This window comes from Sulfitobacter sp. LC.270.F.C4 (assembly GCF_032922545.1).
Taxonomy (GTDB): domain Bacteria; phylum Pseudomonadota; class Alphaproteobacteria; order Rhodobacterales; family Rhodobacteraceae; genus Sulfitobacter; species Sulfitobacter profundi.
This window is the reverse complement of the sequence record NZ_CP136692.1, coordinates 2,076,995-2,100,002: the sequence shown is the minus strand read 5'-3', so window position 1 is coordinate 2,100,002 and position 23,008 is coordinate 2,076,995. Positions and strand designations below refer to the sequence as shown.

The 23,008-nt window shown below is 62.3% G+C and carries 25 protein-coding genes; 10 read left to right on the top strand and 15 right to left on the bottom strand.

The features are described from left to right. Nucleotides 1–13 precede the first annotated feature (13 nt). A complete protein-coding gene (locus R1T45_RS14200) occupies nucleotides 14–697 on the top strand; it encodes a hypothetical protein (RefSeq protein ID WP_317389385.1) in 684 nt (227 codons plus the stop codon). Between the two features lie 69 nt (nucleotides 698–766). Here R1T45_RS14200 and R1T45_RS14195 read toward each other — a convergent pair whose 3' ends face one another. Genes R1T45_RS14195 through R1T45_RS14185 form a run of 3 tightly spaced genes read right to left on the bottom strand, consistent with a single transcriptional unit; the run spans nucleotide 767 to nucleotide 3,516 of the window. Then, a complete protein-coding gene (locus R1T45_RS14195) occupies nucleotides 767–1,303 on the bottom strand; it encodes a GNAT family N-acetyltransferase (protein ID WP_317389384.1) in 537 nt (178 codons plus the stop codon). Continuing rightward, a complete protein-coding gene (gene eno / locus R1T45_RS14190; RefSeq protein ID WP_317389383.1) occupies nucleotides 1,303–2,580 on the bottom strand; it encodes a phosphopyruvate hydratase in 1,278 nt (425 codons plus the stop codon). The genes R1T45_RS14195 and eno overlap by 1 nt, the downstream gene beginning before the upstream one ends. Nucleotides 2,581–2,613: 33 nt before the next feature. Further along, on the bottom strand, nucleotides 2,614–3,516 hold the full coding sequence (locus R1T45_RS14185; RefSeq protein ID WP_317389382.1) for a DMT family transporter: 903 nt from the start codon (nucleotides 3,514–3,516) through the stop codon (nucleotides 2,614–2,616). Nucleotides 3,517–3,645: 129 nt separating this feature from the next. On the opposite strand from R1T45_RS14185, the gene R1T45_RS14180 reads away from it, so the two are divergent. After that, nucleotides 3,646–4,707 carry an AbrB family transcriptional regulator gene (locus tag R1T45_RS14180; RefSeq protein WP_317389381.1) on the top strand — a complete coding sequence of 354 codons (1,062 nt, stop codon included), beginning with the start codon at nucleotides 3,646–3,648 and terminating at the stop codon, nucleotides 4,705–4,707. A gap of 10 nt (nucleotides 4,708–4,717) precedes the next feature. Here the strand turns inward: R1T45_RS14180 and R1T45_RS14175 are convergent, their stop codons facing one another. Together R1T45_RS14175 and R1T45_RS14170 are read right to left on the bottom strand one after the other, a co-directional pair. Further along, nucleotides 4,718–5,416 carry an NYN domain-containing protein gene (locus tag R1T45_RS14175; RefSeq protein ID WP_120351010.1) on the bottom strand — a complete coding sequence of 233 codons (699 nt, stop codon included), beginning with the start codon at nucleotides 5,414–5,416 and terminating at the stop codon, nucleotides 4,718–4,720. Continuing rightward, nucleotides 5,413–5,832: a Fur family transcriptional regulator gene (locus R1T45_RS14170; protein ID WP_067629018.1), complete on the bottom strand. Its 420-nt coding sequence runs from the start codon at nucleotides 5,830–5,832 to the stop codon at nucleotides 5,413–5,415. The genes R1T45_RS14175 and R1T45_RS14170 overlap by 4 nt, the downstream gene beginning before the upstream one ends. Nucleotides 5,833–6,180: 348 nt before the next feature. Between R1T45_RS14170 and R1T45_RS14165 the strand changes: the two genes are divergently transcribed. Further along, nucleotides 6,181–7,491: a DEAD/DEAH box helicase gene (locus tag R1T45_RS14165; RefSeq protein WP_317389380.1), complete on the top strand. Its 1,311-nt coding sequence runs from the start codon at nucleotides 6,181–6,183 to the stop codon at nucleotides 7,489–7,491. Between the two features lie 13 nt (nucleotides 7,492–7,504). Next, entirely contained in the window at nucleotides 7,505–7,699 is a 195-nt protein-coding gene (locus R1T45_RS14160; protein WP_317389379.1) for a hypothetical protein, read from the top strand. A gap of 3 nt (nucleotides 7,700–7,702) precedes the next feature. Here the strand turns inward: R1T45_RS14160 and R1T45_RS14155 are convergent, their stop codons facing one another. The 4 genes from R1T45_RS14155 to mazG form a co-directional block, all read right to left on the bottom strand. Then, entirely contained in the window at nucleotides 7,703–9,112 is a 1,410-nt protein-coding gene (locus R1T45_RS14155; protein WP_317389378.1) for a protein adenylyltransferase SelO, read from the bottom strand. After that, entirely contained in the window at nucleotides 9,112–9,561 is a 450-nt protein-coding gene (locus R1T45_RS14150; RefSeq protein WP_317389377.1) for a GNAT family N-acetyltransferase, read from the bottom strand. Before R1T45_RS14150 ends, R1T45_RS14155 begins: the two co-directional genes overlap by 1 nt. Then, nucleotides 9,558–10,499 carry a nucleoside hydrolase gene (locus tag R1T45_RS14145; RefSeq protein ID WP_317389376.1) on the bottom strand — a complete coding sequence of 314 codons (942 nt, stop codon included), beginning with the start codon at nucleotides 10,497–10,499 and terminating at the stop codon, nucleotides 9,558–9,560. The genes R1T45_RS14150 and R1T45_RS14145 overlap by 4 nt, the downstream gene beginning before the upstream one ends. Before the next feature lie 77 nt (nucleotides 10,500–10,576). Beyond that, nucleotides 10,577–11,401, bottom strand: coding sequence for a nucleoside triphosphate pyrophosphohydrolase (gene mazG, locus R1T45_RS14140; RefSeq protein WP_317389375.1), 825 nt, complete (start codon nucleotides 11,399–11,401; stop codon nucleotides 10,577–10,579). Nucleotides 11,402–11,465: 64 nt separating this feature from the next. Here mazG and R1T45_RS14135 point away from each other — a divergent pair, with 64 nt between their 5' ends. The 3 genes from R1T45_RS14135 (at nucleotide 11,466) to R1T45_RS14125 (ending at nucleotide 14,131) form a co-directional block, all read left to right on the top strand. After that, the gene (locus tag R1T45_RS14135; RefSeq protein ID WP_317389374.1) at nucleotides 11,466–12,635 is read left to right on the top strand and encodes a M20 aminoacylase family protein; all 1,170 of its coding nucleotides are present in this window, start codon (nucleotides 11,466–11,468) and stop codon (nucleotides 12,633–12,635) included. Next, on the top strand, nucleotides 12,635–13,600 hold the full coding sequence (gene speB / locus R1T45_RS14130) for an agmatinase (RefSeq protein WP_317389373.1): 966 nt from the start codon (nucleotides 12,635–12,637) through the stop codon (nucleotides 13,598–13,600). The genes R1T45_RS14135 and speB overlap by 1 nt, the downstream gene beginning before the upstream one ends. 105 nt (nucleotides 13,601–13,705) lie before the next feature. Beyond that, nucleotides 13,706–14,131 (top strand): DUF1499 domain-containing protein, encoded by a 426-nt coding sequence (locus tag R1T45_RS14125; RefSeq protein WP_317389372.1) that lies wholly within the window; start codon nucleotides 13,706–13,708, stop codon nucleotides 14,129–14,131. Here R1T45_RS14125 and R1T45_RS14120 read toward each other — a convergent pair. Beyond that, nucleotides 14,069–14,368, bottom strand: a complete 300-nt coding sequence (locus tag R1T45_RS14120; protein WP_132443722.1) for a hypothetical protein — start codon at nucleotides 14,366–14,368, stop codon at nucleotides 14,069–14,071. The two genes, R1T45_RS14125 and R1T45_RS14120, sit on opposite strands and share 63 nt — an antisense overlap. 60 nt (nucleotides 14,369–14,428) lie before the next feature. On the opposite strand from R1T45_RS14120, the gene prfA reads away from it, so the two are divergent. From prfA to R1T45_RS14105, 3 genes are all read left to right on the top strand, one after another. Then, nucleotides 14,429–15,484, top strand: coding sequence for a peptide chain release factor 1 (gene prfA, locus R1T45_RS14115; protein ID WP_317389371.1), 1,056 nt, complete (start codon nucleotides 14,429–14,431; stop codon nucleotides 15,482–15,484). Then, nucleotides 15,481–16,323 carry a peptide chain release factor N(5)-glutamine methyltransferase gene (gene prmC / locus R1T45_RS14110; RefSeq protein ID WP_067629029.1) on the top strand — a complete coding sequence of 281 codons (843 nt, stop codon included), beginning with the start codon at nucleotides 15,481–15,483 and terminating at the stop codon, nucleotides 16,321–16,323. The genes prfA and prmC overlap by 4 nt, the downstream gene beginning before the upstream one ends. 209 nt (nucleotides 16,324–16,532) lie before the next feature. Beyond that, nucleotides 16,533–17,162 carry a DUF4167 domain-containing protein gene (locus R1T45_RS14105; RefSeq protein WP_132443441.1) on the top strand — a complete coding sequence of 210 codons (630 nt, stop codon included), beginning with the start codon at nucleotides 16,533–16,535 and terminating at the stop codon, nucleotides 17,160–17,162. Nucleotides 17,163–17,225: 63 nt separating this feature from the next. Here the strand turns inward: R1T45_RS14105 and R1T45_RS14100 are convergent, their stop codons facing one another. The 5 genes from R1T45_RS14100 to R1T45_RS14080 are packed head-to-tail and all read right to left on the bottom strand — an operon-like array spanning nucleotide 17,226 to nucleotide 23,008. Beyond that, entirely contained in the window at nucleotides 17,226–17,804 is a 579-nt protein-coding gene (locus tag R1T45_RS14100; protein ID WP_317389370.1) for a hypothetical protein, read from the bottom strand. A gap of 2 nt (nucleotides 17,805–17,806) precedes the next feature. After that, entirely contained in the window at nucleotides 17,807–18,649 is an 843-nt protein-coding gene (gene rsmA, locus R1T45_RS14095) for a 16S rRNA (adenine(1518)-N(6)/adenine(1519)-N(6))-dimethyltransferase RsmA (protein ID WP_132443439.1), read from the bottom strand. Further along, entirely contained in the window at nucleotides 18,646–19,620 is a 975-nt protein-coding gene (gene pdxA / locus R1T45_RS14090) for a 4-hydroxythreonine-4-phosphate dehydrogenase PdxA (RefSeq protein ID WP_120351023.1), read from the bottom strand. Before pdxA ends, rsmA begins: the two co-directional genes overlap by 4 nt. Next, entirely contained in the window at nucleotides 19,617–20,855 is a 1,239-nt protein-coding gene (locus R1T45_RS14085; RefSeq protein ID WP_317389369.1) for a peptidylprolyl isomerase, read from the bottom strand. The genes pdxA and R1T45_RS14085 overlap by 4 nt, the downstream gene beginning before the upstream one ends. Further along, nucleotides 20,843–23,008: an LPS-assembly protein LptD gene (locus tag R1T45_RS14080; protein WP_317389368.1), complete on the bottom strand. Its 2,166-nt coding sequence runs from the start codon at nucleotides 23,006–23,008 to the stop codon at nucleotides 20,843–20,845. The genes R1T45_RS14085 and R1T45_RS14080 overlap by 13 nt, the downstream gene beginning before the upstream one ends.

The window sequence follows — 23,008 nt, the reverse complement described above, 5'->3', positions numbered from 1 at the left end:
AAGGAGATTCGAAATGACTATCTTTCAAACCAGAAACTTTAAAAACTCCATGGCGATCACGGCCGCGGCGATTTTGCTCACGCCCGCGGCCCAGGCGGAAATTGGTCTGGGGGTCGGCGTGAGCGCCGGCGGCCACGGCGGCGCGGATGTCGGCATGGGGGCCTCAGTTGGCCGAAGCGATGGCGTCGGAGCCGGAGTCGGCGCTTCAGTCGGCGGGGATAGCGGTGTGAACGCGGGCGTCGGCGCGTCGGTCGGCGGCGGTGATGGCGTGAACGCAGACGTCGGCGCCTCAGTCGGCGGCAGTCATGGTGTCGGGGCCGGGGCGGGCGTCTCGGTCGGTGGCAATGGCGGCTCAGGCAGCGGCGGTGCGGGCACGGGCGGGCAGGACCCTGTCCCAGGGACCACCGCAGGCCGGGCGACGGGCGTGGCCGACAGCAGTGCAATCTCTGCCAAAACGATCAACATTGCGACGCTCATCGGCGCACCGGTCTGGAGCAAAGACCGCATCTTGGTCGGTATGATCGAAGAAGTCGCCCCCGGACCCAACGGTAAGGTCGATGCCGTTCTACGCCTCAGCGCGGCGCTGAAAACTGACAAAAATATCATCCGGATGCGGATTGCGCCGCGTCTGTCCGACCGCGGCGTATTGCGGCTGGGGTATTCGAAACAGAAGTTCCTGCAGTTATTCGCCAGCTGATCGGCAGTGGGATGAAGGCCGCGGAATGAAGAATGAGGGGCGGGGGGAACTTCCGCCCCTCATTATGCGCTACCGGGGCAGAGCGGCGGCAGTCGTCAGCGGCAGCTCATAAAAGCAGATCGCCTTACGGGCGAAATCAGGCATTGGCTGATAAGGGCCCCGCTCAATAAACCCAAGCGAGCCATAAAGCGCACGGGCAGGGGCAAAGGCGATGGAGGTGTCGAGATAGACCTTCTCAAACCCATCCTCCCGCGCCTGATCGATCAGCCTTTGGCAGATCGCGCGGCCCGCGCCGGTGCCACGGGCGGCATCCGTCACGAAGACGCGCTTGATCTCGCTCTCGGTATCGCTCAGCGCATGGGACATGCCGCAGCCCAGAGGGATGCCGTCCCGCTCGGCCAACAGAATGATGCCGCGCGGGCGGGCGTGTTCATCGGCCAGACGGGCCATCAGAGCGCTGTATTTGTCTTGCGGATAGAAGGTCTCGACAATCAGCCGCTCGGTCGGGGCGAAGTTGTACAGAAAGTCACGGTAGGCCCAGCAAAGTTCAACCACCGCCGCGAGATCCGCAGCGGTGGTGACAGGGTGAATGTTTATGCCAGACATCAGCCGCGCAGGATCGAGCGGCCCGCGTATTGTGCGGTCTCGCCCAGCATTTCCTCGATACGGATCAACTGGTTGTACTTCGCCAGCCTGTCAGAACGCGCCAGCGAGCCGGTCTTGATCTGGCCGCAGTTGGTCGCCACGGCAAGGTCTGCGATGGTGGCATCCTCAGTCTCGCCCGAGCGGTGCGACATGACGTTGGTGTACCCCGCGCGATGCGCGATATCGACAGCCTTGAGCGTCTTGGTCAGGGTGCCGATCTGGTTGACCTTCACCAGCATGGAGTTGGCGCAGCCGCGTTTGATGCCGTCGGACAGACGCGCGGGATTGGTCACGAAGAGATCGTCGCCCACCAATTGCACCTTGCCGCCCAAGACATCTGTCAGCGCCTTCCAGCCCTCCCAATCGTCTTCGGCCATGCCGTCTTCGATGGAGATGATCGGATAGTCGTTCACGAGGGCTGCCAGATAGTCGGCGTTCTCTTCGCTCGACAGGGTCTTGCCCTCACCGGAGAGGACATATTTGCCGTCTTTGTAGTATTCCGTCGCCGCACAATCGAGGGCGAGGTACATGTCTTCGCCGGGCTTGTAGCCTGCTTTTTCGATCGACTTCAAAATGAAATCAAGCGCATCGCGCGACGAGCTGATGTTCGGGGCAAAACCACCTTCGTCGCCAATCCCGGTCGACAGACCCGCGGCGGAAAGTTCTTTTTTCAGCGTGTGAAAGACTTCGGCGCCCATGCGCACGGCTTCGCGGATGTTCTCCGCGGCGACCGGCATGATCATGAATTCCTGAATGTCGATCGGGTTGTCGGCATGTTCGCCACCATTGATGATGTTCATCATCGGCACGGGCAGAACGCGGGCAGTGGTGCCGCCGATATAGCGGTAGAGCGGCTGCGCGCAGTAGTCTGCGGCGGCCTTGGCGGCGGCCATCGACACACCCAGAATCGCATTTGCACCAAGGCGGGATTTGTTCTCGGTTCCGTCGAGTTCGATCATCATCTCGTCGATCTCAACCTGCTCGGTCGCGTCGATCCCCACCAGCGCTTCGGCGATCTCGCCGTTCACGGCGGCGCAGGCTTCCAACACACCTTTGCCCATGTAGCGGGACTTGTCGCCGTCGCGACGCTCGTTCGCCTCATAGGCGCCAGTGGAGGCACCGGAGGGGACAGCGGCGCGGCCCATGGTGCCGTCTTCGAGGATAACGTCGACTTCGACCGTCGGGTTGCCCCGGCTGTCGAGGATTTCGCGGGCGTGGATGTCGATGATCGTGCTCATGGGCTTTGTCCTCATGTTCGGGTTTGCAGCGGTTTACCCCGGCAGGCCCGGCTTGGAAAGACCGCGGCGGGGCCGGGGGGTGATTTTGCGTTCGCGCAGCAGGGTATAGACCCCCGAGGCGATGATGATCGCGGCCCCCACGAGCGTCAGCGTGTCGGGGAATTCGTCAAAGACCACGATCCCCGCGACCAACGCGAATAGCATCCGCATGTAACGAAAGGGCGTGACGAAGCTGACTTCGCCCACGCGCATGGCGGCCACGATGGCGTAATAGGCCATCACACCGATCACCATCGCGGCGGCAAGATAGACCACCTCGGCCCCGCCGGGCATGGCGGCGGGGGTGCCAGCAGCCAGCATCAGGATCAGCCCTGCCGGAACCAGCACGATAAAGGCAAGAAAGCTAAGCTGCATGGAACTGATGCTTTTGGGGACTTTACGGGTCGCCAGATCGCGCAGCGCAAGGCCGATGACACCTGCCACGGCAAAGAGCGACAGCGCGTTGAACCCCTCCAACCCCGGGCGGACGATCAGCAGCACGCCGAGGAAACCCACGACAATCGCGCTCCAACGGCGCCAGCCGACGGGTTCCCCCAGAAACAGCGCCGCACCAAGGGTCACGGCCAGCGGGGTCGCCTGCAAAATAGCAGAGGCCGAGGAAAGCGGCGTCAGCACGATGGCAGTCACGAAACACAGGGTGCCCAGCACCTCCCCCACGGCGCGCAGCAGGATCGGCCCGGTGAGCATATCCGCAGAGAACAACCGCCGCCCCTGAATGCGCAGGATCACGGCAAAAATCGCCCCGCCGCCCGCGCCCAACAGCGCGATGATCTGCCCCACGGGGAGGGCATCGCTCGTCAGTTTGACGAACATATCCTCAATGGCGAAACCGGCCATGGCCAGCACCATCAGCATCGCGCCGCGCAGATTGTCCATGTTATCGCCCTTTCACACCGGATATTGCCAATCGCCCATGAACCTTTTGCGATGAAAGGGCAAGAGCCCAAAATGCGCGTCATGCGTGTGGCTCTGGCGCCCGCTGCGGCAGGGTGCTAGCCATCATGCATGAGATGGCCCAGCCTTTCCCTTGCCCCGCGTGACACCCTGCTGACCCTTGCCACAGGGGGTCTTGGCGCGCTGCTGTTTTGGTGGCTCAACGCCCCTGTCTATATGCTGCTGGGGCCGGTGATCGCGGTGAGTGGTCTGGGGCTGGCCGGTCTGCGCACGGCGGTCGACCCGCGGCTGCGGGATGCCTGTTTCGTGGTGCTGGGCATCGCTGTCGGCGCGGGATTTAACCAAGATGCTGTCAACGCCATGGTGCGCTGGCCGCTGGCCTTTGTATTTATGACGGGGGTGATCTGGGGGATTATGGCTGTCTGCCGCTGGATGCTGGCGCGGTATTTCGGTTTCGACGCGCGTTCCGCGCTTCTGGCCTCGGCTCCGGGGCATCTGAGTTTCGTCATGGCGATTGCCAGCGACGGAGGCTCTGACGTGCCGCGGATTTCGATCACCCAGTCGGTCCGGCTTTTGGCATTGACCATTGTCGTGCCTTTTGCCGCTTTGCTGATGGGCGTCGATATGACCGGCAATATCGCTCCGGTGGGCGCGGGGATGGAGGTGCTCTCAATCTTCGTGATGATCTTTGCGGCCGTGGTTGTAGGGCTGATCTTTGCCCGGCTTTCGGTGCCCGCACCGCTTTTGATGGGGGCGATGGTGGTCTCTGCCATCGCGCATCTGACCAAGTTGGAGACCGGGGTGCTGCCGGGTTGGCTGACCCTTATCGCCTATCTGGTGCTGGGCTGCCTGATCGGCACGCGATTTTCTGGCATTACGCCCGCACGGTTTGCCAGCGGCCTTGGTGCGGGACTGGCGATTACCGGCGTGGCCGTCGGGCTGGCGGGGCTGGGTGCTGTGCCTGTGGCTTGGGCGCTTGGCATGCCGCTGGGCCATGTGTTGGTAGCCTTTGCGCCCGGTGGGCTTGAGACGATGATCGCGCTTGGCGCGGTGCTGGCCGTGGTGCCGGGGTTTGTCGCTGCCTGCCACATCATGCGGCTGGTGGTGCTGAGCGTGCTGTTGCCCGCCATGCTGTCGCGCGTCTCCCGCCGGGAAAAGCGTCCCGCCGAGTGATACGCAGGCGTTAAGGTTTCAGCCGCACCATCAGCCGATTGCCTGTCTTTCGGGTTTCCAATGCCTTCAGATCAGCCGCCAAGGCGCTCAGTTTGCCATGGCCGTATGTCCGGCTGTCAAAATCCGGATGCGCAGCCTGTATCGTCTGGCCGATCTGGCCGAGATTGTACCAATCGTCCTCAGTGTCGATCTTATCCATCGCGGCTTTGAACAGGGGCAGGGCGTCGGCCACTTTGGCGCTGGCGCGGGACGTTGTATCCGGCTCCGCGCCGTCGAGGTTTTCGATCAAGATGAAGCGGTTGTAGACGTTGCGCAGCGAATCGTGGGTCTTCTTTTCCCCGATGCCGATCACCGTCACCCCATCTTCGCGCAGACGGTTCACCAGCGCGGTGAAGTCACTGTCAGACGAGACGATCACAATAATATCGAAGCGGCGGCTGTGCAGAATGTCCATCGCCTGAATGACCAGACCGATGTCGCTGGCGTTTTTGCCCTTGGTGTTCGCGGTTTCCTGATGGGCCACCAAGCCCAACTCGCGGATCGGCGCCTTCCATCCCTTGAGATGGTCATTCGACCAATCGCCATAGACGCGGCGCAGGGCGGGCTCTCCGATGGTTGTGACCTCCCGCATGATGGCCGCGGCATGTTTGGCCGGGACATTGTCGGCGTCGATCAACACGGCCAGAAGCGGGCGGTCACGGTCGGTCATGGGTCATCCTTCTTGATTGGCACACCGTAAAGTTCCATCCGGTGACCTTGCAGTTTGTAACCCAATTTACGCGCGATACGTTCCTGAAGCTCTTCGATTTCTGCGTCGACGAACTCAATCACCTCGCCGGAATTCACGTCGATCAGATGGTCGTGATGTTCGCGCTGCGCATCTTCATAGCGCGCCCGGCCATCGCCGAATTCTAACTTGTCGAGGATGCCCGCCTCTTCGAACAGTTTCACCGTGCGGTAAACCGTGGCGATTGAAATACCGCTGTCGATCTCAGTGGCGCGGGCCAGCAATTCCTCGGCATCGGGGTGGTCGTCACTGTCGTGAATTACCTGCGCGATGACCCGGCGTTGACCTGTCATGCGCAGGCCCATGGCCTCGCACCGTTTGATGATCGGGTTGCGCATCGTTTCGCCCTTCGTCCGTCGGACCACGTTCCTAACATTCTAGCGCGGTCGGACGCCACCGCAATTGAACCCCGCCGGTTGACTTTTGCCCGCGCACCGCCCATGTGGGGGTCAAGCGAAGCCTTCTGCCGCGTGAGCAGTATCAGCGCCAAGTCCCATAAGGGGCCTCTGGGACGCTGACGACAAGGCCCGCCGATGTTCCCAAAATCACGCGTGGGGCCAAGCGCGACAGACGGGTGTGAGGCATGTGGCCTGCGCCCGCGATCTGGCTTGCGCGACCCCGTGGCGCCTGAATTGGGCGCGGCGACTAAGGATGGTGCGCGCTCTTGCGTGCCGGAAAGTGAACGAATGAGCGATTTTGACATGATGGGCCTGCCAAAGAACTTGGTGGCCCGGTTGAATGAAATGGGTCTGAAAGATCCGACCCCGATCCAACGACAAGCAATCCCCCAAGCCATGAATGGCCGCGACGTGATGGGCCTTGCCCAGACCGGCACCGGCAAGACGGCGGCCTTTGGTGTGCCGCTTATCGCGCAGATGATGGAGCTTGAAGGCCGCCCCGCGCCGCGCTCCGTGCGCGGGCTTGTCTTGGCCCCGACACGCGAGCTGGCCCAACAGATCGCCGTGAACCTGCGCGGCTATGCCGAAGGCACGCCGATCAAAGTGGCGATGGTTGTCGGCGGTCAGTCGATCAACACGCAGATCAAGCGTCTCGAACGCGGTGTCGATCTGTTGATCGCCACACCGGGCCGTCTGCTGGACCTTCTGGATCGCCGCGCGGTCAAGCTCGACACGACGACCTTCCTCGTGCTGGATGAGGCCGACCAGATGCTCGACATGGGGTTCATCCATGACCTGCGAAAAATCTCGAACCTGATCCCGAAAGAGCGTCAGACGATGCTGTTCTCGGCGACCATGCCCAAGCTGATGAACGAGATCGCCAACAGCTATCTCAACAGCCCGATCCGCATCGAAGTCTCGCCTCCGGGCAAGGCGGCGGATAAGGTGACGCAAGAGGTGCATTTCATCGCCAAGGCCGAAAAGACCGAACTGCTGAAAGAGTTACTGGCCAAGCATAGGGGCGAGCGCGCATTGGTCTTTGGCCGTACAAAGCATGGCTCGGAAAAGCTGATGAAGACGTTGGTCAAAGCCGGTTTCGACGCCGCCTCGATCCACGGCAACAAAAGCCAAGGTCAGCGTGACCGCGCGATTGCGGGTTTCAAAAATGGCGACATCACTGTGCTGGTGGCCACCGATGTGGCGGCCCGTGGTCTGGATATCCCGGATGTGAAGCACGTCTATAACTTCGAGCTGCCGAACGTGCCTGACAACTATGTGCACCGGATCGGTCGGACCGCGCGGGCGGGCAAGGACGGCGCTGCCGTGGCCTTCTGCGCACCGGATGAAATGGGCGAGTTGAAAGCGATCCAAAAGACCATGGGCATCTCGATCCCTGTGGCTTCGGGCCGTCCTTGGGAAGTGATTGATGAGCCGTCCAAACCCAAAGGCCGTGGCCGTGGGCGCGGTGGCCGTCCGGGTGGCGGCGGTGGTCGTCCCGGTGGTGGCGGCGGGGGCGAAGGCGCTGGCAAGCCAAGCGGTGGTCGTCGCCGTCGGCGCGGTGGCGGCAGCGGGAAGCCGGGCGGCCAGCAGGCAGCCTAAGCCGACATTTAGAATGTTGAACGACCCAATGGCGTGCTGTGACAACCACAGCGCGCCATTGACTTATCCGACCCGCGTGGCTGCGGTCTTAGCGGTGCTTTTAGGCTGGCTGATCCTGTCGCAAGACATCGGGCTCACCGTTTGGTTCGCCCTGCTGCTGGTGGCGACAGGGATCCACCTGATCAACCGCAAACCCCGAGTGCGCTAGGCTTCAGGTCCCGCAGAAGGTCGCCGGGACGATCTCATCTTCGGTCGGCGGGCGCTGAAGCTCGGGATCGGTCTCTTCAAAGGGCGTTGCCAGCGCTGTCATCAACCGCTCGAACGGGGCCATGTCGCCCGCAACGGCGGCTTCGATCATCTGCTCAATCCGGTGGTTGCGCGGGATCACGGCGGGGTTCGCCGCCTGCATGACCGCCTGCGGGTCCGGCTCATCCTTGATCCGGCTGCGCCAGTTTTCGGCCCATGTGTCAAAGACATCGCGGTTGGTAAAGTGATCACGCGCTTGATCGGTCCCAAGGGCGCGGAACGTGTTGGTGAAATCCGAGCCGTCCGTTTGCATCAGGCTCAGCAGTTCGTTGATCAGATCCACATCCTCGGGTCGAGGATTGGAAATGCCGAGTTTGGCCGCAAAACGCCGCAGCCATGCGGCTTCGACCAACTCGGGCATGTCATGCACGATTTCGGTGGCGTCTTCGACGGCGGTCTCTTTGTCGTCCATCTGCTGTAAAAGCGAGGTCGCCAGTTGCGCCATGTTCCACACAACGATCTGCGGTTGGTTGCCATAGGCATATCGGCCTTGCCGGTCGATCGAACTGAACACACGGCCCTGATGAAAGGCATCCATAAAGGCGCAGGGGCCATAGTCGATCGTCTCGCCCGAGATGCTGCAATTGTCGGTGTTCATAACACCGTGGATAAAGCCGAAGGACATCCATTGCGCTACCAGTTCCGCCTGCGCGGCACAGACCGTGCGCAGAAGGTCAAGCGGACCCTCGGCATCGGGATAATGCCGCGCAATGGCATAGTCGGTGAGGGTTTTGAGCGCCTCCGTCTCTCCGCGATGGGCAAAGACTTGAAAGGTGCCGACGCGCAGATGGCTTGCGGCGACGCGGGTGACGATGGCGCCGGGCAGGGGGCCGCTTTCGCGCAGGATCGGCTCGCCTGTGGCGACAGCAGCCAGAGCGCGGGTGGTCGGCACGCCGAGCGCATGCATCGCCTCGCTGATCAGATATTCGCGCAGCACCGGCCCAACCCAAGCGCGGCCATCGCCCATACGGGAATAGGGCGTCGGGCCGGAGCCTTTGAGCTGAATGTCACGGCGCTTGCCGACGCTGTCGACGACCTCGCCCAGCAGGATCGCACGGCCATCGCCAAGCTGTGGGTTGAAATTGCCGAACTGATGCCCGGCGTAAAGCTGCGCCAAGGGGGCCGCCCCTGCGGGCACCGCATTGCCGCCGAAAACCTGCGCGCGGGTCTTTGCATCGCCGCCTTCGATTCCGAGCGACGCCGCCAGATCGTCGTTCCATGCCAAGAGCTTGGGCTCTTTTACCGGCGTCGGGTCGAGCCGGGTAAAGAACCCGTCGGGCAGGGTGGCATAGCTGTTATCAAAGGGAATACGCATCACAGTTTCCGAGACATAAGGATGTAATCCTCGCGGGGGCGGAAGCCCGCACGGGTATAGACTTTGAGCGCCGCTTTATTGGTGCGGTCCACCTCAAGATGGATGGCGCGCAACCCGCCTGCGGCAAGCGCCCGTGGCAGAGCGATCAGCGCTTCCGAGGCAATGCCGCGCCCCCGCACGCCGGGACGGACGTAGATTTCATCAATGATGGCGTCCAGCCCGCCGAATTCAACCGACCAGCCGAAACAGATCACCACATAGCCAATCGGCGCGCGGGGCGGGCCGATCAGATAGGCGGCCCCATGGGGGATCCCCTCCAGCAGCGGCGCCAATCCGTTGCGGCGCTGCTCGTCGGTCATCTCAATGCCCGCTTCAGCGTGAAAGGCCGTCACCAGCCCGACTAATTTATCAAGATGCTCAGGCGCGCCGAGGGTGAGATGTGCGCTCATAGACGGGCCAGCCTTTCGGTGAGCAGCGCAAAGAACCCATCGGCATCAAGGTCGCCCACGAAAAGCGCGTTGGGCGCGCGGTCTGTCACGCCCCACCAATCGGCTACGGTCATGCCGATGGTCAGTTCAGACACAGTCTCGATCTCGACGTTGATATGGCGACCTTTGAACAGATCGGGGTTGATTAGATAGGCGGTGACGCAAGGGTCATGCAACGGCGCGCCTTCGGAGCCGTATTTCTCTTTGTCGAACCGCTCGAAGAAATCGGTCATTTCGGCCACGGCGACACCCACCGGCGTGCCAATCGCGCGGAAGGCATCGTTGCGCGGTTTGGTGACCAGTGCCTTGTGAGTCACGTCAAGCGGCATCACGACGATGGGAATGCCGGATTTAAACACGATATCAGCAGCATGCGGGTCGACGTAAATGTTGAACTCTGCCGTGGGGGTGATGTTACCCCCTTCGAAATAGCCGCCGCCCATCAGCACGATCTCTTGCACCTTTTCGGCGATATCGGGTGCTTTTTGTAGGGCGGTCGCGATATTGGTGAGCGGGCCCAAGGGGCAGAGGGTCACGCTGCCTGCGGGATGGGCGCGGACCTGTTCGATGATGAAATCGACACCATGCCCCTCGGCCAGCGGCATGGTGGGGTCGGGCAGGTCGGGGCCATCAAGGCCGGTCTTGCCGTGCACATGTTCTGCCGTCACCAAGTCACGGCCCAGCGGGCGGTCGCAACCGGCAAAGACCTTTACATCCCGGTGCCCCGCCAATTCGCAGACGATGCGCGCGTTTTTCGAGGTCAGCTCCAGTGGCACATTGCCCGCGACACAGGTGATGCCCAGCACGTCGATCTCTTCGGGGCTGGCCAGCGCAAGGAGGATCGCGACGGCGTCATCCTGTCCGGGGTCGGTGTCGATGATGATTTTGCGCGGGGTCATGGGCTTACTTTCGTCAAATTGCTTGGGGCAGAGCCTTGCCGGAGGCTCATGTCTTTGTCCAGCCGCAGGCCCGGCGATTAGCCGCGTTCCGCCAGTTTCACGGCATCCCAAAGCGCATCCATCTCGGCCAGATCACTGTCTTGCGGGGTTTTGCCCATGGCCACGAGCCGGGCCTCAATGCCCTCGAAACGCCGGGTGAATTTGGCATTGGCAGCGCGCAGAGCGGCTTCGGGGTCGAGCCCAAGGTGGCGGCCCAGATTGGCCATGACAAAGAGAAGATCGCCGTATTCCTCCTCGACCTCCGCTTGGCTCAGCGTGTCCTTCGCCTCGACCAGTTCCGCGGCCTCTTCGGTGATCTTATCCAGCACCTGCGTCGTCTCGGGCCAATCAAACCCCACCCGCGCTGCACGTTTTTGCAGCTTCATCGCGCGTAAAAGCGCGGGAAGGCCAATCGCCACCCCATCCAACGTGCCCCCCTGCGCCTTGCCAGCGCGCTCGGCGGCTTTGATCTTCTCCCAATCGGCGGTTTGCTGTTCGGCGCTCTTGTCGCGGGATTCGTCGCCAAAGACATGCGGGTGGCGCGCCACCATCTTATCGCTGATGTTGCGCACCACAGATTGAAAGGTGAAATGCCCCGCTTCTTCGCCCATGGCCGTGTGATAGACCGATTGCAGCAGCAGATCGCCCAGTTCGCCCTCAAGTTCCGCCCAATCGCGGCGGGCAATGGCATCGGCAACTTCATAAGCCTCTTCAATGGTATAGGGGGCGATGCTATCGAAATCCTGTTCGATATCCCAGGGGCAGCCGGTGTCGGGATCACGCAGGCGGCGCATGATTTCAAGCAGCCGTTCAATGCCCGCATCGGAATCGTGAATGAGATCGGCTTTTGTGTTGTCCGGCATTGCAGGCCCCGTATGTCTGGTGTCAGATGCACCCTGACCAAACCAACCCCAAGGAGTCCAGCCCATGCCCGTGGTAAACCGGATCAATGCCTTTGCGGAGGATATGACAGCGTGGCGGCGCCATTTGCATAGCATCCCTGAGTTGGATCTGGAATGTCATGAGACGGCGGCCTTTGTCGCCGAACGGCTGCGGGAATTTGGCGTCGATGAACTGCACGAAGGCATCGCGACAACCGGTCTGGTTGCGATCATCAACGGGCAGGGCGCAGGGCCGACGATCGGCCTGCGCGCCGATATGGATGCCCTACCCATACATGAAGCGACGGGCAAGGACTACGCCAGCACCCGCATGGGCAAAATGCACGCCTGCGGGCATGATGGGCATACCACGATGTTGCTGGGCGCCGCGCGTTATTTGGCCGAAACACGCAATTTTTCGGGCCGGGTGGCGCTAATCTTTCAACCTGCTGAAGAGGCCAGCGGCGGCGCTGGTATTATGGTCGAAGAAGGCATCATGGAGCGGTTCGACATCGCGCAGGTCTACGGCATCCACAACATGCCCGGGTTGGACGAAGGTGCGTTTTTCACCACCCCGGGGCCGTTCATGGCAGCGGTGGACGAGTTTCACATTCACATCAAGGGCAAAGGCGGCCATGGCGCGATGCCCCATGACACCCGCGACCCTGTGATGGCGGCCTGCGGCATCGCCACAGCGATCCAGACCATCGTTAGCCGCAATCATGTCGCGGCACAGGATCTGGTGGTTTCTGTCACGCAAATCCACACCGGAAGCGCCGATAACATCATTCCAGAGACCGCCTATATCAACGGAACCGTGCGCACCTTTGACCGCGAGGTGCAGGAGATGGTGATGCGCCGCATGCAGCAGATCGTGGACGGGCAGGCGGCAAGCTATGACGTTTCAGCCGAGCTGGTCTATGAGGTCGGCTATCCCGCCACGGTCAACGATCCCGCCAAGACCGAAACCGCCATCGCGGCGGCAAGCGAAGTGGTGGGCGCGGACCGCGTGCATGGCGACTATGGCCGCGAAATGGGCGCGGAAGATTTCAGCTTTATGCTTGAAAAACGCCCCGGTGCCTATCTGTTCCTCGGGACCGGTAAGGGCGCGGGGCTGCATCATCCGGAATACGACTTCAACGACGAGATCGCGCCGCTCGGCGCATCCTTTTTCGCCCGTATCGTTGAGCGGGCACAGCCAGCAGGAGGCAAGTAATGGCACTGGAAGACGCGGCCAAACAGATGGATATGGCCTTTACCCGCGAGGACCTCAAAGGGCCGAGCTATGAGTTGACCTTTGGCGGGGCGACCTCTTTCCTGCGACGTAAATACACCAAGGATCTGACCGGCGTGGACATCGCCGTAACCGGCGTGCCCTTTGACCAAGCGGTGACCAATCGCCCCGGCACCCGCCTTGGCCCCCGCGCCATCCGCGAGGCGAGCGCGCTGCAAGCGCCCGACGCGCCCTATGGCTGGGACTTTGACGTGCTGAGCGAATTCGCCATCGCTGATTATGGCGATCTGGCTTTCGACTATGGCCATGTCAGCCAGTTTCCGGCGGCACTCACTGCGCATATCAAGACCATTCTGGATGCCGGTGCGGCCTCGGTCGTGCTGGGCGGGGATCACTATATCTCCTTCCCGATCCTCAAGGCCTATGCCGAAAAATACGGGCCGATCAGCCTGTTACAGTTCGACGCTCACACCGATACATGGGCCGACGATGACATGGACCGGATCGATCACGGCACCATGTTCTACAAGGCCGTGAAGTCCGGTATCGTCGATCCCGCGACCAGCGTGCAGGTCGGCATCCGCACCACCAACGAAGACACGATGGGCGTCAACATCATCGACGCACGTGAGGTGCATGAGAAGGGGCCGCAGGCGACCGTGGCCAAGATCAAAGAGATCCTTGGCGATCGAGCTTGCTATCTGACCTTTGATATCGACGCGCTTGATCCGGCCTTTGCCCCCGGCACCGGCACGCCGGTCTGGGGTGGGCTGACCTCGGCGCAGACCTCGATCATGCTGCGCGATCTGGCCGGGATCAACATCATGGGCGGCGACGTGGTTGAGGTCTCTCCGCCCTTCGACACCACAGGCGCGACAGCGATCGCGGGCGCGCATGTCGCGACCGAGATTTTGTCGTTGCTGGGCCACCGCATGAGAACCGCGTGAGCGAAGGCCACAACTTCATCGGGCAGCCCTCAGGCTTGGGGGCCGCCCACCTCACCGCGACCACCTGCGTCGCCCCAAATCGCCGACCTTTGAAAGGTGCTTAAAATGCTGTTCTGGATCATCGTGATCGCCCTCGTCGCCTTGGTGGCCTATGTCCGATTTGCGCCAACCGATATCGCGCGTTGGCATGCGCAGGCCGAAGGGCAAAAGATGGGCAAGACCCAAGGCACCAACAGCTATATCTGGCGCGCACCGGTCGACGGCGACGGGCAAGAGACCTTGGCGCAGCTTGACCGTGCCATCATGCAGACCCCGCGTACCGAGGTTGTCGCCGGATCACTGGCCGAGGGGCAGGTCACCTATATCACCCGCACCAAATTGATGGGCTATCCAGATTTCACCACCATCGGCGTCTACGGCGCTGATCCGCGCTACATGGAAGTCTATGGCCGCTCGCGCTTTGGCCGGTCAGATCTGGGTGTCAACGCCAAACGGGTCAACGGCTGGCTCGCTCAGATTGAGGCGCGATGACAGGCAGCCTTGCTGCACCTCGCGCCACATCGGCACGTTGAGCGACATCTGACATTGTGCCATGAACATGCGCCCACCGACCTGTAGGCAGATAGTTTCACCCAGTTCCACACGGGCGCCGGTGCTGTTGGTGCAATAGCAATCAATCGTCTTGCCGCCCGGCGCTTTGACATCCGCAAGGGCAGGGTGCAGGGCCGTCAGGGCCACAAGGCAGGTGAGCGGCATGATGCGTTTCATAGCCCATGATAGCATAAGCCGCCTCTTGACCAAAGCTTTTGCATAAGCGACAGGAACCCCATGATCCCGATGCACCGCCTCGCGCAAATCTCGCAACGCTTCCAGTTTCTGGAGGCCAGCATGTCTGCTGGCTCCGATGGGGCCGATTTTGCAGCCCTCGCCAAAGAATACAGTGATTTGAAGCCCGTGGTGGATCAAATCGACCTTTACCAGCAGCTTCAGCGCGACCTTGAAGAAGCCCAAGAGATGCTGAAAGACCCCGAGATGGCCGAGCTTGCGCGCGAGGAATTGCCGCGTCTACGCGCCCGACTGCCCGAGGTTGAAGGCGCGCTTCAATTGGCGCTGCTGCCGCGCGACGCGGCCGATGCAAAACCCGCGATGCTAGAGATCCGCCCCGGCACCGGCGGCGACGAAGCGGCCCTATTCGCCGCCGACTTGCTGCGCATGTATCAGCGCTATGCAGAGGCGCGCGGTTGGGGGTTTGACCTGATCGAAAGCCAGATGACCGAATTGGGCGGCGTCAAAGAAGTCGTCGCTCATATCACTGGCCAAAACGTTTTCGCCCGCCTGAAATTTGAAAGCGGCGTGCACCGCGTGCAGCGCGTGCCCTCAACCGAAAGCGGCGGGCGTATCCATACCTCGGCAGCCACCGTGGCGGTGCTTCCCGAAGCCGAGGACGTGGATATCGAGATCAACGGAAATGACCTGCGGATCGATACAATGCGCTCCTCGGGTGCGGGCGGCCAGCACGTTAATACCACCGATTCCGCCGTGCGCATCACCCATATCCCAACCGGGATCGTGGTGACCTCATCCGAGAAATCCCAGCACCGCAACCGCGACAAGGCAATGCAGGTGCTCAAAGCGCGGCTCTATGACATGGAGCGCAGCCGGATCGACAGCGCACGGTCCGCCGACCGCGCGGCGCAAGTGGGCACGGGAGACCGGTCCGAGCGAATCCGAACCTATAATTTCCCCCAAGGGCGGATGACCGATCACCGGATCAACCTAACGCTGTACCGGCTTGAGGCCGTGATGCAGGGCGATCTGGATGAGATCGTCGATGCGCTGACCGCCGACGCCCAAGCGCGGCAACTGTCGGAGATGGAGGGGTGAGCCCCCAGACCGCGGCCCAAGCCATGGCCGCCGCGGCCGGGCGGCTCCGGGCGGCGGGCGTGCCCGACCCGGCGCGGGATGCGCGGCTTTTGTTGGCTCATGCCGCCGCCGTGGATGCCGCCCGCGTGACCCTGATCGCGCCCGAGGAAATCGCCCCCGAGGTCGCCGAACGCTTTGAGCAGCTCATCGCCCTGCGGGCCGTGAGGGTGCCGGTCTCACAACTCATTGGACGGCGGGCATTCTATGGCCGCGACTTTGCGATCAGCCGCGATGTGCTTGACCCGCGGCCAGAGACGGAAACCCTGATTGATCTGGCCCTCGGCAATGATTTCTCCCGCATTCTGGACCTTGGTACCGGGTCGGGCTGTATCCTCGTCACCCTGCTGGCCGAAAGGGCGCGCGCGACGGGGCTGGGCGTTGACCTTTCCGAAGCCGCCTGCCTTCAGGCCAGCGCCAATGCGGTTCAGCATGGGGTGGCCGAGCGGGCCGACATCCGTCAATCCGATTGGTTCAGCGCCGTTGACGGGCGCTTTGATCTGATTTTGTCGAACCCACCTTATCTGGCTGCCGATGAAATGGCAGCGGTCTCTCCAGAATTGCGTCAGCACGAGCCTGAGATGGCGCTGACCGATGGGCAGGACGGGCTGAGCATCTACCGCATCATCGCCGCCGAGGCGCAGGGCTATCTCACGCCCGAAGGCCGGGTCATGGTCGAAATCGGCTGGCAACAGGGTGAAGCGGTGCAGGAAATCTTTGCCGCCGCAGGCTGGGGACGGGTGACGCTGGCGCATGATCTGGATGGGCGGCCAAGGGTCGTTTCAGCCGATAAACCGGCGTGAAATCGCGAAAAAACGGCTCTTTGGCGGGTTCAGCGGCAGTTTCTTCTTGCCCAAGCCTGTCTGGCATGGTTAGTCAGGGGTGTTGCAGCGGTGGATGCCATAGGCGGTCCCGCGCGGCACTATGCCCAACATATCGCTTAGGCCGGGTTCAAAACGTGCTTTGCACCCCCCGGTGAACGACACACAGCACACAAGGCTGACATCATTCCATGAATTCTCCCAGATCACGCTCCCGGTCGAAGAATAACCGCAAACGCTCGTCGCAAGGTGGCGGCGGCAATGTCGTCAACCGTGTTTTTGACAGCTCCGGCCCCGAGGGTAAGGTGCGCGGCACGCCGCAGCAGGTTATCGAGAAATACAACCAACTGGCCCGCGATGCACAGTTGAGCAATGACCGTGTTGCCGCCGAGAACTTTCAACAGCACGCCGAGCATTATCTGCGTCTGCTGAGCGAAGCGCAGCGCGAGGTGGATCAGCGCCGCGAAGAGCAAGAGCGCCAGAACCGTGAGCGCCAAGCCGAGCGGGATCGCGAGCGTGCAGAGCGTCAGGAGCGCGAGGCGCAGCAGGGCGGAAATCAACCTCAGGGCAATCAGTCTCAGGGAAACCAACCGCAAGGCGATCAGCCAAAAGCGGAGAAACAGCCCGAGCAAGAGCCCGCTCAGCAGCAAGCCGAGGCCGAGACGAACAGCGAAGAGAGCACGCTGGTCGACACGCCCGAGAGCAAGCCCAAGCCGAAACGCGCTCCGCGTCGCAAGCCCAAGCCGAAAGCGGCAGAGGCACAGCCGCAGGACAATGGCAGCGATGGCGACGGTAACGACACTGCCAAAGCCGCAGAATAACAAAAGCCCCGCAAATTGCGGGGCTTTTTCGTGTGGGCCATTGGTAGGGCGCGCGGGGTGGGCTTATCCTTCCATCCCCGCCTGCACATATCTGACACGCCCGTTACGCCGCAGCACTTCTTCACGCGGCTCCCAGTCGTAGCGCGGGTCGCTCATCACCGGCGACCAGAACAACTCGCCGCCCTGCCGCCATGGATCAAGGACAAGCCCTGCCTCCATCTGGGCACCCGCCGCCGAGATGATGGCCGTCGAATGATCCAGCAACAATCGCGAGTCGCCATTGGCGATGGCGCGGTGCATGTCGAGCGTGGCGAAATCTTCGGCCAACAGCCGTTTCTCCAGATCCTCTGCCCAATGCCAACACAGGCCCCGTGGCTTGCTGCCGTTGTTGACCTTCACGTTATGGATCAGCGGCGGGTCGGTGATTTGATAGGCAATCGCCAGCTCATGGGTATGAAGGTAGGCGATCCGCGCTGCACGGGCGGCCTCTGCCGGGTCCACACTGGGCGAGAGTTCTGTAATGGCACGGGTCAGCGCCGAAATATCGGCCTCAGTCCCCAGTGGTGGTGGCCCGTTGCGGGGCAAGGCACAGGCGGAAAGCGTCAGCAGCAGCGTGCAGACGAGCAATAGACGGTAGAACATTTTCACCCCTTGGCGATTTCACGGGCAAGGGCGCAGAAGCCCTCTAGCGGCACCTGCTCGGCCCGGTCGGTGGGTTTCAGCCCGGCGGCGTGAAGGCGATCTTCGATATCCGGCGCGGCGCCCTTGAGGGCCGAGCGCAGCATCTTGCGACGTTGATTGAACGCCATCGCGACCACGCGGCTGAGCACGGCGGGATCAGCCGGATAGCGCGGCTCGGGCAGGGCGGTCAGATGCACCACACTCGACGAGACCTTTGGCGGCGGTGTGAAAGCCCCCGGCGGCAATTGCATGACGATACGCGCATCGCTGCGCCATTGCGCCAGCACGGCCAGCCGCCCATAGGCTTTGGAGCCGGGCGTCGCGACGATCCGCTCGGCCACTTCGCGTTGGAACATCAGCGTCAGGCTTTGCCAAAACGGCGGCCACTCAGGCGGGGTGAGCCAGCGCACCAGCAACTCGGTCCCGACGTTATAGGGCAGGTTGGCGGCCACGCGGATCGGCGGGGTCAGATGGCTCAGCGGGTCGATCTCCAGCGCGTCGCCTTCGATCACCGTCAGGCGACCGGGGTAATGTTCCGCCACCTCGGCCAGCGCGGGCAGGCAGCGGCGGTCCTTCTCGATCGCCAGCACGTGCCGCGCGCCCTCGGCCAGCAGCCCACGGGTGAGGCCACCGGGGCCGGGGCCGATTTCCAGCACGTCGCAATCGGCCATATCCCCCGCTTGCCGCGCGATTTTGGCCGTGAGGTTCAGGTCCAGCAGGAAGTTCTGGCCGAGCGATTTCCGCGCGGCCAGTTCGTGGGTGTTGATCACCTCGCGCAGCGGCGGAAGGTTGTCGATTGCACTCATGTTTTCTGGCCCATCTGCCATGCCAGTTTGATCGCTTCGATCATGCTGGTCGGGTTGGCGCGCCCTTGGCCCGCGATGTCAAAGGCGGTGCCGTGATCGGGGGAGGTGCGCACGAAAGGCAACCCCAGCGTCACATTCACCCCCCGGTCAAAGTCCAACGTCTTGATCGGGATCAGCGCTTGGTCGTGATACATCGCCACCGCCGCGTCATAGCCTGCGCGGGCGCGGGCGTGGAACATCGTATCGGCGGGCAGCGGCCCGGCCAGGGCATAGCCTTCGCCTTGCATTTCGATAATCAGCGGCGCGATCCAGTCGATCTCTTGCTGCCCCATGCTGCCGCCTTCGCCAGCGTGGGGGTTCAGCCCGGCCACAGCAATGCGCGGACGTTCAACACCGAAACGGCTCTGCAATTCCTGCGCCGTGATCTCAATCGTGCGGCGCAGGCCCGCGGCTGTCAGCGCCTGCGGCACCTGATCCAACGCGATGTGGATCGTGGCGGGCACGACGCGCAACTGGTCAGAGGCCAGCATCATCACCACGTCGTCGACACCAGCAAGTGCTGCGAGATATTCGGTATGGCCGGGGTAGGCGAAATTCGCGCCGTCCTGCAGCGCCTTCTTGTGGATCGGCGCGGTGCAGATGGCACAAGCGGCCCCCGTTTGCACCAGATCGACTGCGCGGGCGATCACGTCAATCACCCCCTGCGCATGGCCGGGCTGCGGCACCCCGGCGAGCGCGGCACTGTCAAAAGCGTGAGGCAACACAGGCAGCGCATCGGCATTTGGCCAGCCCACATCATCCGCACTGTCGATCACACGGTGGGGCACATCCTTGGGCAGGTGGCGCGGGTCGCCGATCCAGAACATCGGGATGTCAGACGAAAGCGCCGCCCAAGCACGGGCGGCGATCTCTGGGCCGATACCTGCGGGTTCACCGCAGGTGATGGCCACCGGCCGGGAGGGGCCGCTCATTGGCGGGTGATACGGGCTTCGGCGCGGGCCTGTTCCAACAGTTGCGTGGCGTAGCCCTCAAGCTTGCGCTGCCGGATTGAGCTTACCACCGTGTCGCGGTTCACATCGGCATTGGCCGCCGTGGTGCGGTTGCACAGCATCAGGAACACCAAGGTCTCCCCATTGGCACGGGTCAGCGTGGTCGAGACTTCGCCGGGGTCGAGTTTGGCCAGTTCGATGGCCACGTCCTGCGGAATCTCTGCCGGTGCCTTTGAACCGCGGTCGAGCACATTGGCAGGCTGGCCCTTGGCAACACCGTAAAGGTCATCACATTGATCTACCTGACCGCGCAGCTGCGCTGCGCGCGACAGGGCGGCCTCGGACCGGCCACCGGGGATGTAATAGGCGGCGTAGTCAATCTCGGAATATTCAACGCTGGGCTTGCCAGTCTCTTCGATGCCGCGCAGCTGGAACAGGGCCACGGCATTGGGGATCGGCAGCGGGGCCGTCACCTCACCGGGGGCAAGCGCCAGCAGGATCGGGCGCAGGCTGGCGGGCAGATTTTCAAGCGGGGTCCAAGGCATCTTGCCGCCGCGCCCGCGTGAGGCGGTGGCGGAATATTGGCTCGCATAGGAGGAAAACTCAGCCTCAGTCCGGCTCTGCGCGATCCGCGCGGCCAGCGCATTCACCTGATCGGCGTTCTGCGGCGGGGCGGGGATGATGATCTCGGACAAAAGCACGCGCAGGCCATTGTTGCCCCGGCTGCTGCCAAGGGCGCGGTCGACCTCTTCGTCGGTGATGTCGACGCGGCCATTATAGCGCGCGCGGATCAGGTCACGCCACGCGGCGCTGATCACGATGAAGTCACGAAAGGTCTCTTCCGAGATCTGCGCCTGACCCAGAACCTTGAGAAATTCTTCGGTCGTCAGATCCGCGCGGCTGGCAAATTCGGACATGCCGGATTGAATGCCCTCTGGCGTGACTTCGAGCCCGGCTTGGTCAAGCACTTGCCCGCGCAGCCGGTCGTCGATCAGACTGTCGATCACGCTGTTGGTATCCGTTCCCGGTGCGCCGATCAGCTGCATGAAACGCTGCCGCTGCTGGACTTCGTAACCGGTGATGACCTCATCGTTGACACGGGCCACGGGCGCAAAAAGGTTCTGCGCCGCTGCGGATTGGCCGACGACCAACGCAAGGGCGAGCGCTGCAGTGCCACGGATCCCGGCACGGACTGTCTGTTTCGTTACTTCCCACATGAGCGTACGTATCTTTCTGTTCCGGTGTTTGCGGCAAAGCCCCTGAGGCCGATGTTAAAACCGATATCCGTTGAGGGCTCAACACTTGTTGAGGATGAATAGCTGCGGTTAACGGAAAGGTCGACCTGCACGCATTCATTGTTGTAGCTCAGGCCAAGACCTGCCGTCGCGGCGCGTTCATCAGCGAGGTCGAACCGCCATTCGGCCGAAGCTTGCCATTGGCTGTTGATCGAATAGCTGCCGTCAAAGGTGATCTCTGACACATCTTCGTCGCGGTCCTCTGCGGCGTCTTCGTGCAGCCAGACATAGCTGCCCGCGATCTGCCCGCGTTTGAAATCCCAGATGCCGCGCAGCTCAGCCTTGGCGACTTCGAAATCATCATCGATCAACCCGCGCCCAATGAGCGCCAAACCGTCGTCGCTGCGCAATTGCCCGGCCAGCAGGAAATCGGAATGGGTGCCCTGCAACCCCGAGCTAAAGGTGAAGGCATCATCGGCCTTGGCCCGGATTACCTGCCCAAAAGAAAAGCTGGTATCCAAACCGGTCGGATCAATCCGCGCCCAGTTCACACCGAAAGCCGCGACCGCACCGCGTTCACGCCGGTCGGGGCGCGGAAAGCGGCTGAGCGACAGGAAGTTGCCCTCGTCATATTCGACCAGCGTGCTTTCCTCATTCGGGATATTGAGCCGGTCACCCCCGGTCCAGCCGAACTGCACAATCGGTTCGAACTGTTGCACCACACCGCGCGCCTCGCGGCGCTGCATGGGGTAGCGAAATGCAACAGAGGCATGCGGGACGAGGTCATAGTGCCGCTCACTGTAAAAAGCATCCTGCGCGATGTTGAACAGACCAAAGCTCGCCCCGGCCCGAAGATCGGTGACCAGACCGTTGCCAAAGGTAAAGCGCCGCAGCCATTCAGCCTCGCCATTGAGCCGCGACACGTCGCGCCCGTCTGCTTCGCCATCGCCGTCGCCATCGGTGCTGAGATCAGAGGCCCGGCGGTGGCTATGGGCCTCAAGCGTCAGACGAACTTCGCCGCCAAGTGACGTGGGGAAATAGCGCCGCTGGTGTTCGCCGTCCAAGACGAGATTGGGCAACAGATCATTGTCTTCGCCATCGCGCAGCGACTGGTAGTTCAGCAGGCTTGCGCGCACATATTGATCCCGCCGCGCGCGGCTGACGGTCAACTCGCTGGTCAGGCGGTCCTTGTCGGAATAGCCGTAGTCACTGAGGTAGGACCGGTCGCTGGTGACCTCGATCCCGAAGTAAAGTTTGTAATCCCGCCGCAGATCGAAGGTGCCGGTGCCAAACAGGTAGCCACGGGTTTCACCCGGCTCCAATTCGTCATCGGTGATCGCGCCGTCAAAGTCGATCCGGCCAGCGACGAAAGCCTGTCGGTAGCGGAATTCAAGCGTGCGGGTTTCGGCGGAAAGATAGGGCGTCAGCGTCAGATCGCGGTGATCGCCAATCTTGATGAAATAGGGCAGTTTCAGCCCCACGCCCAATTGCGAGGTTGAGCGCACCGAGGGGGCGAGAAAGCCGGTTGCGCGGTCCAATGTCGGGTCGGGCAGGCGCAGGCGCGGCAGATAGGCGACGGGCACGTTTTTGATGCGAAACTGCGCCTCGTCAAAGTAAAGCTGCTGCGCCAGTTGGTCATGCACCACCCGTTTGGCGCGGATTTGCCAAAGTGGCGTTTCGCCATCTTCGCAAACTTTACAGGATGTTACGGCGGCTTTGTAAAGCTGACTATAGCGCCCTTCGACCCGGTTAATCTGCACAGCGGCAAGCTGCAATTGCTGCTCAAGGATCATCCGCGCGCCGCGCAGCAGCCCCGATTGCAACCCTGCATCAAGGGAGGCCGCATCGGCGAGGATCGTGGTATTCTCGCCCTCCGACAGCACAATCGGCCCTTCGATGCTGAGCGCGCCGGTGGCCTGATCATAGCGGATCGCCGTGGCGCGCAGCCGCGTCTCACCTTGGAAGGCCTCGACATTTCCCTGCGCAACCAAGACCTTGTCACGGGTAATGAACACCTGATCGGCCACCAGAACGGCGGGGCGGTCGCTGGCCGGGGCGGTCTGGGCACTGACCGTCAGCGGCGCGAAAGTCAGGGGCGCAAAAGTAAGGGCAAGTCCAACAAGGGCCGCGCGCAT

What these genes read in the sequence shown, in the direction of transcription:
- R1T45_RS14195 (WP_317389384.1), bottom strand. Translation starts at nt 1,303, where the DNA reads ATGTCTGGCATAAACATTCACCCTGTCACCACCGCTGCGGATCTCGCG.
- R1T45_RS14185 (WP_317389382.1), bottom strand. Translation starts at nt 3,516, where the DNA reads ATGGACAATCTGCGCGGCGCGATGCTGATGGTGCTGGCCATGGCCGGT.
- R1T45_RS14155 (WP_317389378.1), bottom strand. Translation starts at nt 9,112, where the DNA reads ATGCGTATTCCCTTTGATAACAGCTATGCCACCCTGCCCGACGGGTTC.
- R1T45_RS14120 (WP_132443722.1), bottom strand. Translation starts at nt 14,368, where the DNA reads ATGAAACGCATCATGCCGCTCACCTGCCTTGTGGCCCTGACGGCCCTG.
- speB (WP_317389373.1), top strand. Translation starts at nt 12,635, where the DNA reads ATGGCACTGGAAGACGCGGCCAAACAGATGGATATGGCCTTTACCCGC.
- R1T45_RS14150 (WP_317389377.1), bottom strand. Translation starts at nt 9,561, where the DNA reads ATGAGCGCACATCTCACCCTCGGCGCGCCTGAGCATCTTGATAAATTA.
- prfA (WP_317389371.1), top strand. Translation starts at nt 14,429, where the DNA reads ATGATCCCGATGCACCGCCTCGCGCAAATCTCGCAACGCTTCCAGTTT.
- R1T45_RS14175 (WP_120351010.1), bottom strand. Translation starts at nt 5,416, where the DNA reads ATGACCGACCGTGACCGCCCGCTTCTGGCCGTGTTGATCGACGCCGAC.
- R1T45_RS14080 (WP_317389368.1), bottom strand. Translation starts at nt 23,008, where the DNA reads ATGCGCGCGGCCCTTGTTGGACTTGCCCTTACTTTTGCGCCCCTGACT.
- R1T45_RS14145 (WP_317389376.1), bottom strand. Translation starts at nt 10,499, where the DNA reads ATGACCCCGCGCAAAATCATCATCGACACCGACCCCGGACAGGATGAC.
- R1T45_RS14100 (WP_317389370.1), bottom strand. Translation starts at nt 17,804, where the DNA reads ATGTTCTACCGTCTATTGCTCGTCTGCACGCTGCTGCTGACGCTTTCC.
- R1T45_RS14170 (WP_067629018.1), bottom strand. Translation starts at nt 5,832, where the DNA reads ATGCGCAACCCGATCATCAAACGGTGCGAGGCCATGGGCCTGCGCATG.
- R1T45_RS14180 (WP_317389381.1), top strand. Translation starts at nt 3,646, where the DNA reads ATGAGATGGCCCAGCCTTTCCCTTGCCCCGCGTGACACCCTGCTGACC.
- R1T45_RS14200 (WP_317389385.1), top strand. Translation starts at nt 14, where the DNA reads ATGACTATCTTTCAAACCAGAAACTTTAAAAACTCCATGGCGATCACG.
- rsmA (WP_132443439.1), bottom strand. Translation starts at nt 18,649, where the DNA reads ATGAGTGCAATCGACAACCTTCCGCCGCTGCGCGAGGTGATCAACACC.
- R1T45_RS14085 (WP_317389369.1), bottom strand. Translation starts at nt 20,855, where the DNA reads ATGTGGGAAGTAACGAAACAGACAGTCCGTGCCGGGATCCGTGGCACT.
- eno (WP_317389383.1), bottom strand. Translation starts at nt 2,580, where the DNA reads ATGAGCACGATCATCGACATCCACGCCCGCGAAATCCTCGACAGCCGG.
- R1T45_RS14135 (WP_317389374.1), top strand. Translation starts at nt 11,466, where the DNA reads ATGCCCGTGGTAAACCGGATCAATGCCTTTGCGGAGGATATGACAGCG.
- pdxA (WP_120351023.1), bottom strand. Translation starts at nt 19,620, where the DNA reads ATGAGCGGCCCCTCCCGGCCGGTGGCCATCACCTGCGGTGAACCCGCA.
- R1T45_RS14105 (WP_132443441.1), top strand. Translation starts at nt 16,533, where the DNA reads ATGAATTCTCCCAGATCACGCTCCCGGTCGAAGAATAACCGCAAACGC.
- R1T45_RS14125 (WP_317389372.1), top strand. Translation starts at nt 13,706, where the DNA reads ATGCTGTTCTGGATCATCGTGATCGCCCTCGTCGCCTTGGTGGCCTAT.
- R1T45_RS14160 (WP_317389379.1), top strand. Translation starts at nt 7,505, where the DNA reads ATGTTGAACGACCCAATGGCGTGCTGTGACAACCACAGCGCGCCATTG.
- mazG (WP_317389375.1), bottom strand. Translation starts at nt 11,401, where the DNA reads ATGCCGGACAACACAAAAGCCGATCTCATTCACGATTCCGATGCGGGC.
- R1T45_RS14165 (WP_317389380.1), top strand. Translation starts at nt 6,181, where the DNA reads ATGAGCGATTTTGACATGATGGGCCTGCCAAAGAACTTGGTGGCCCGG.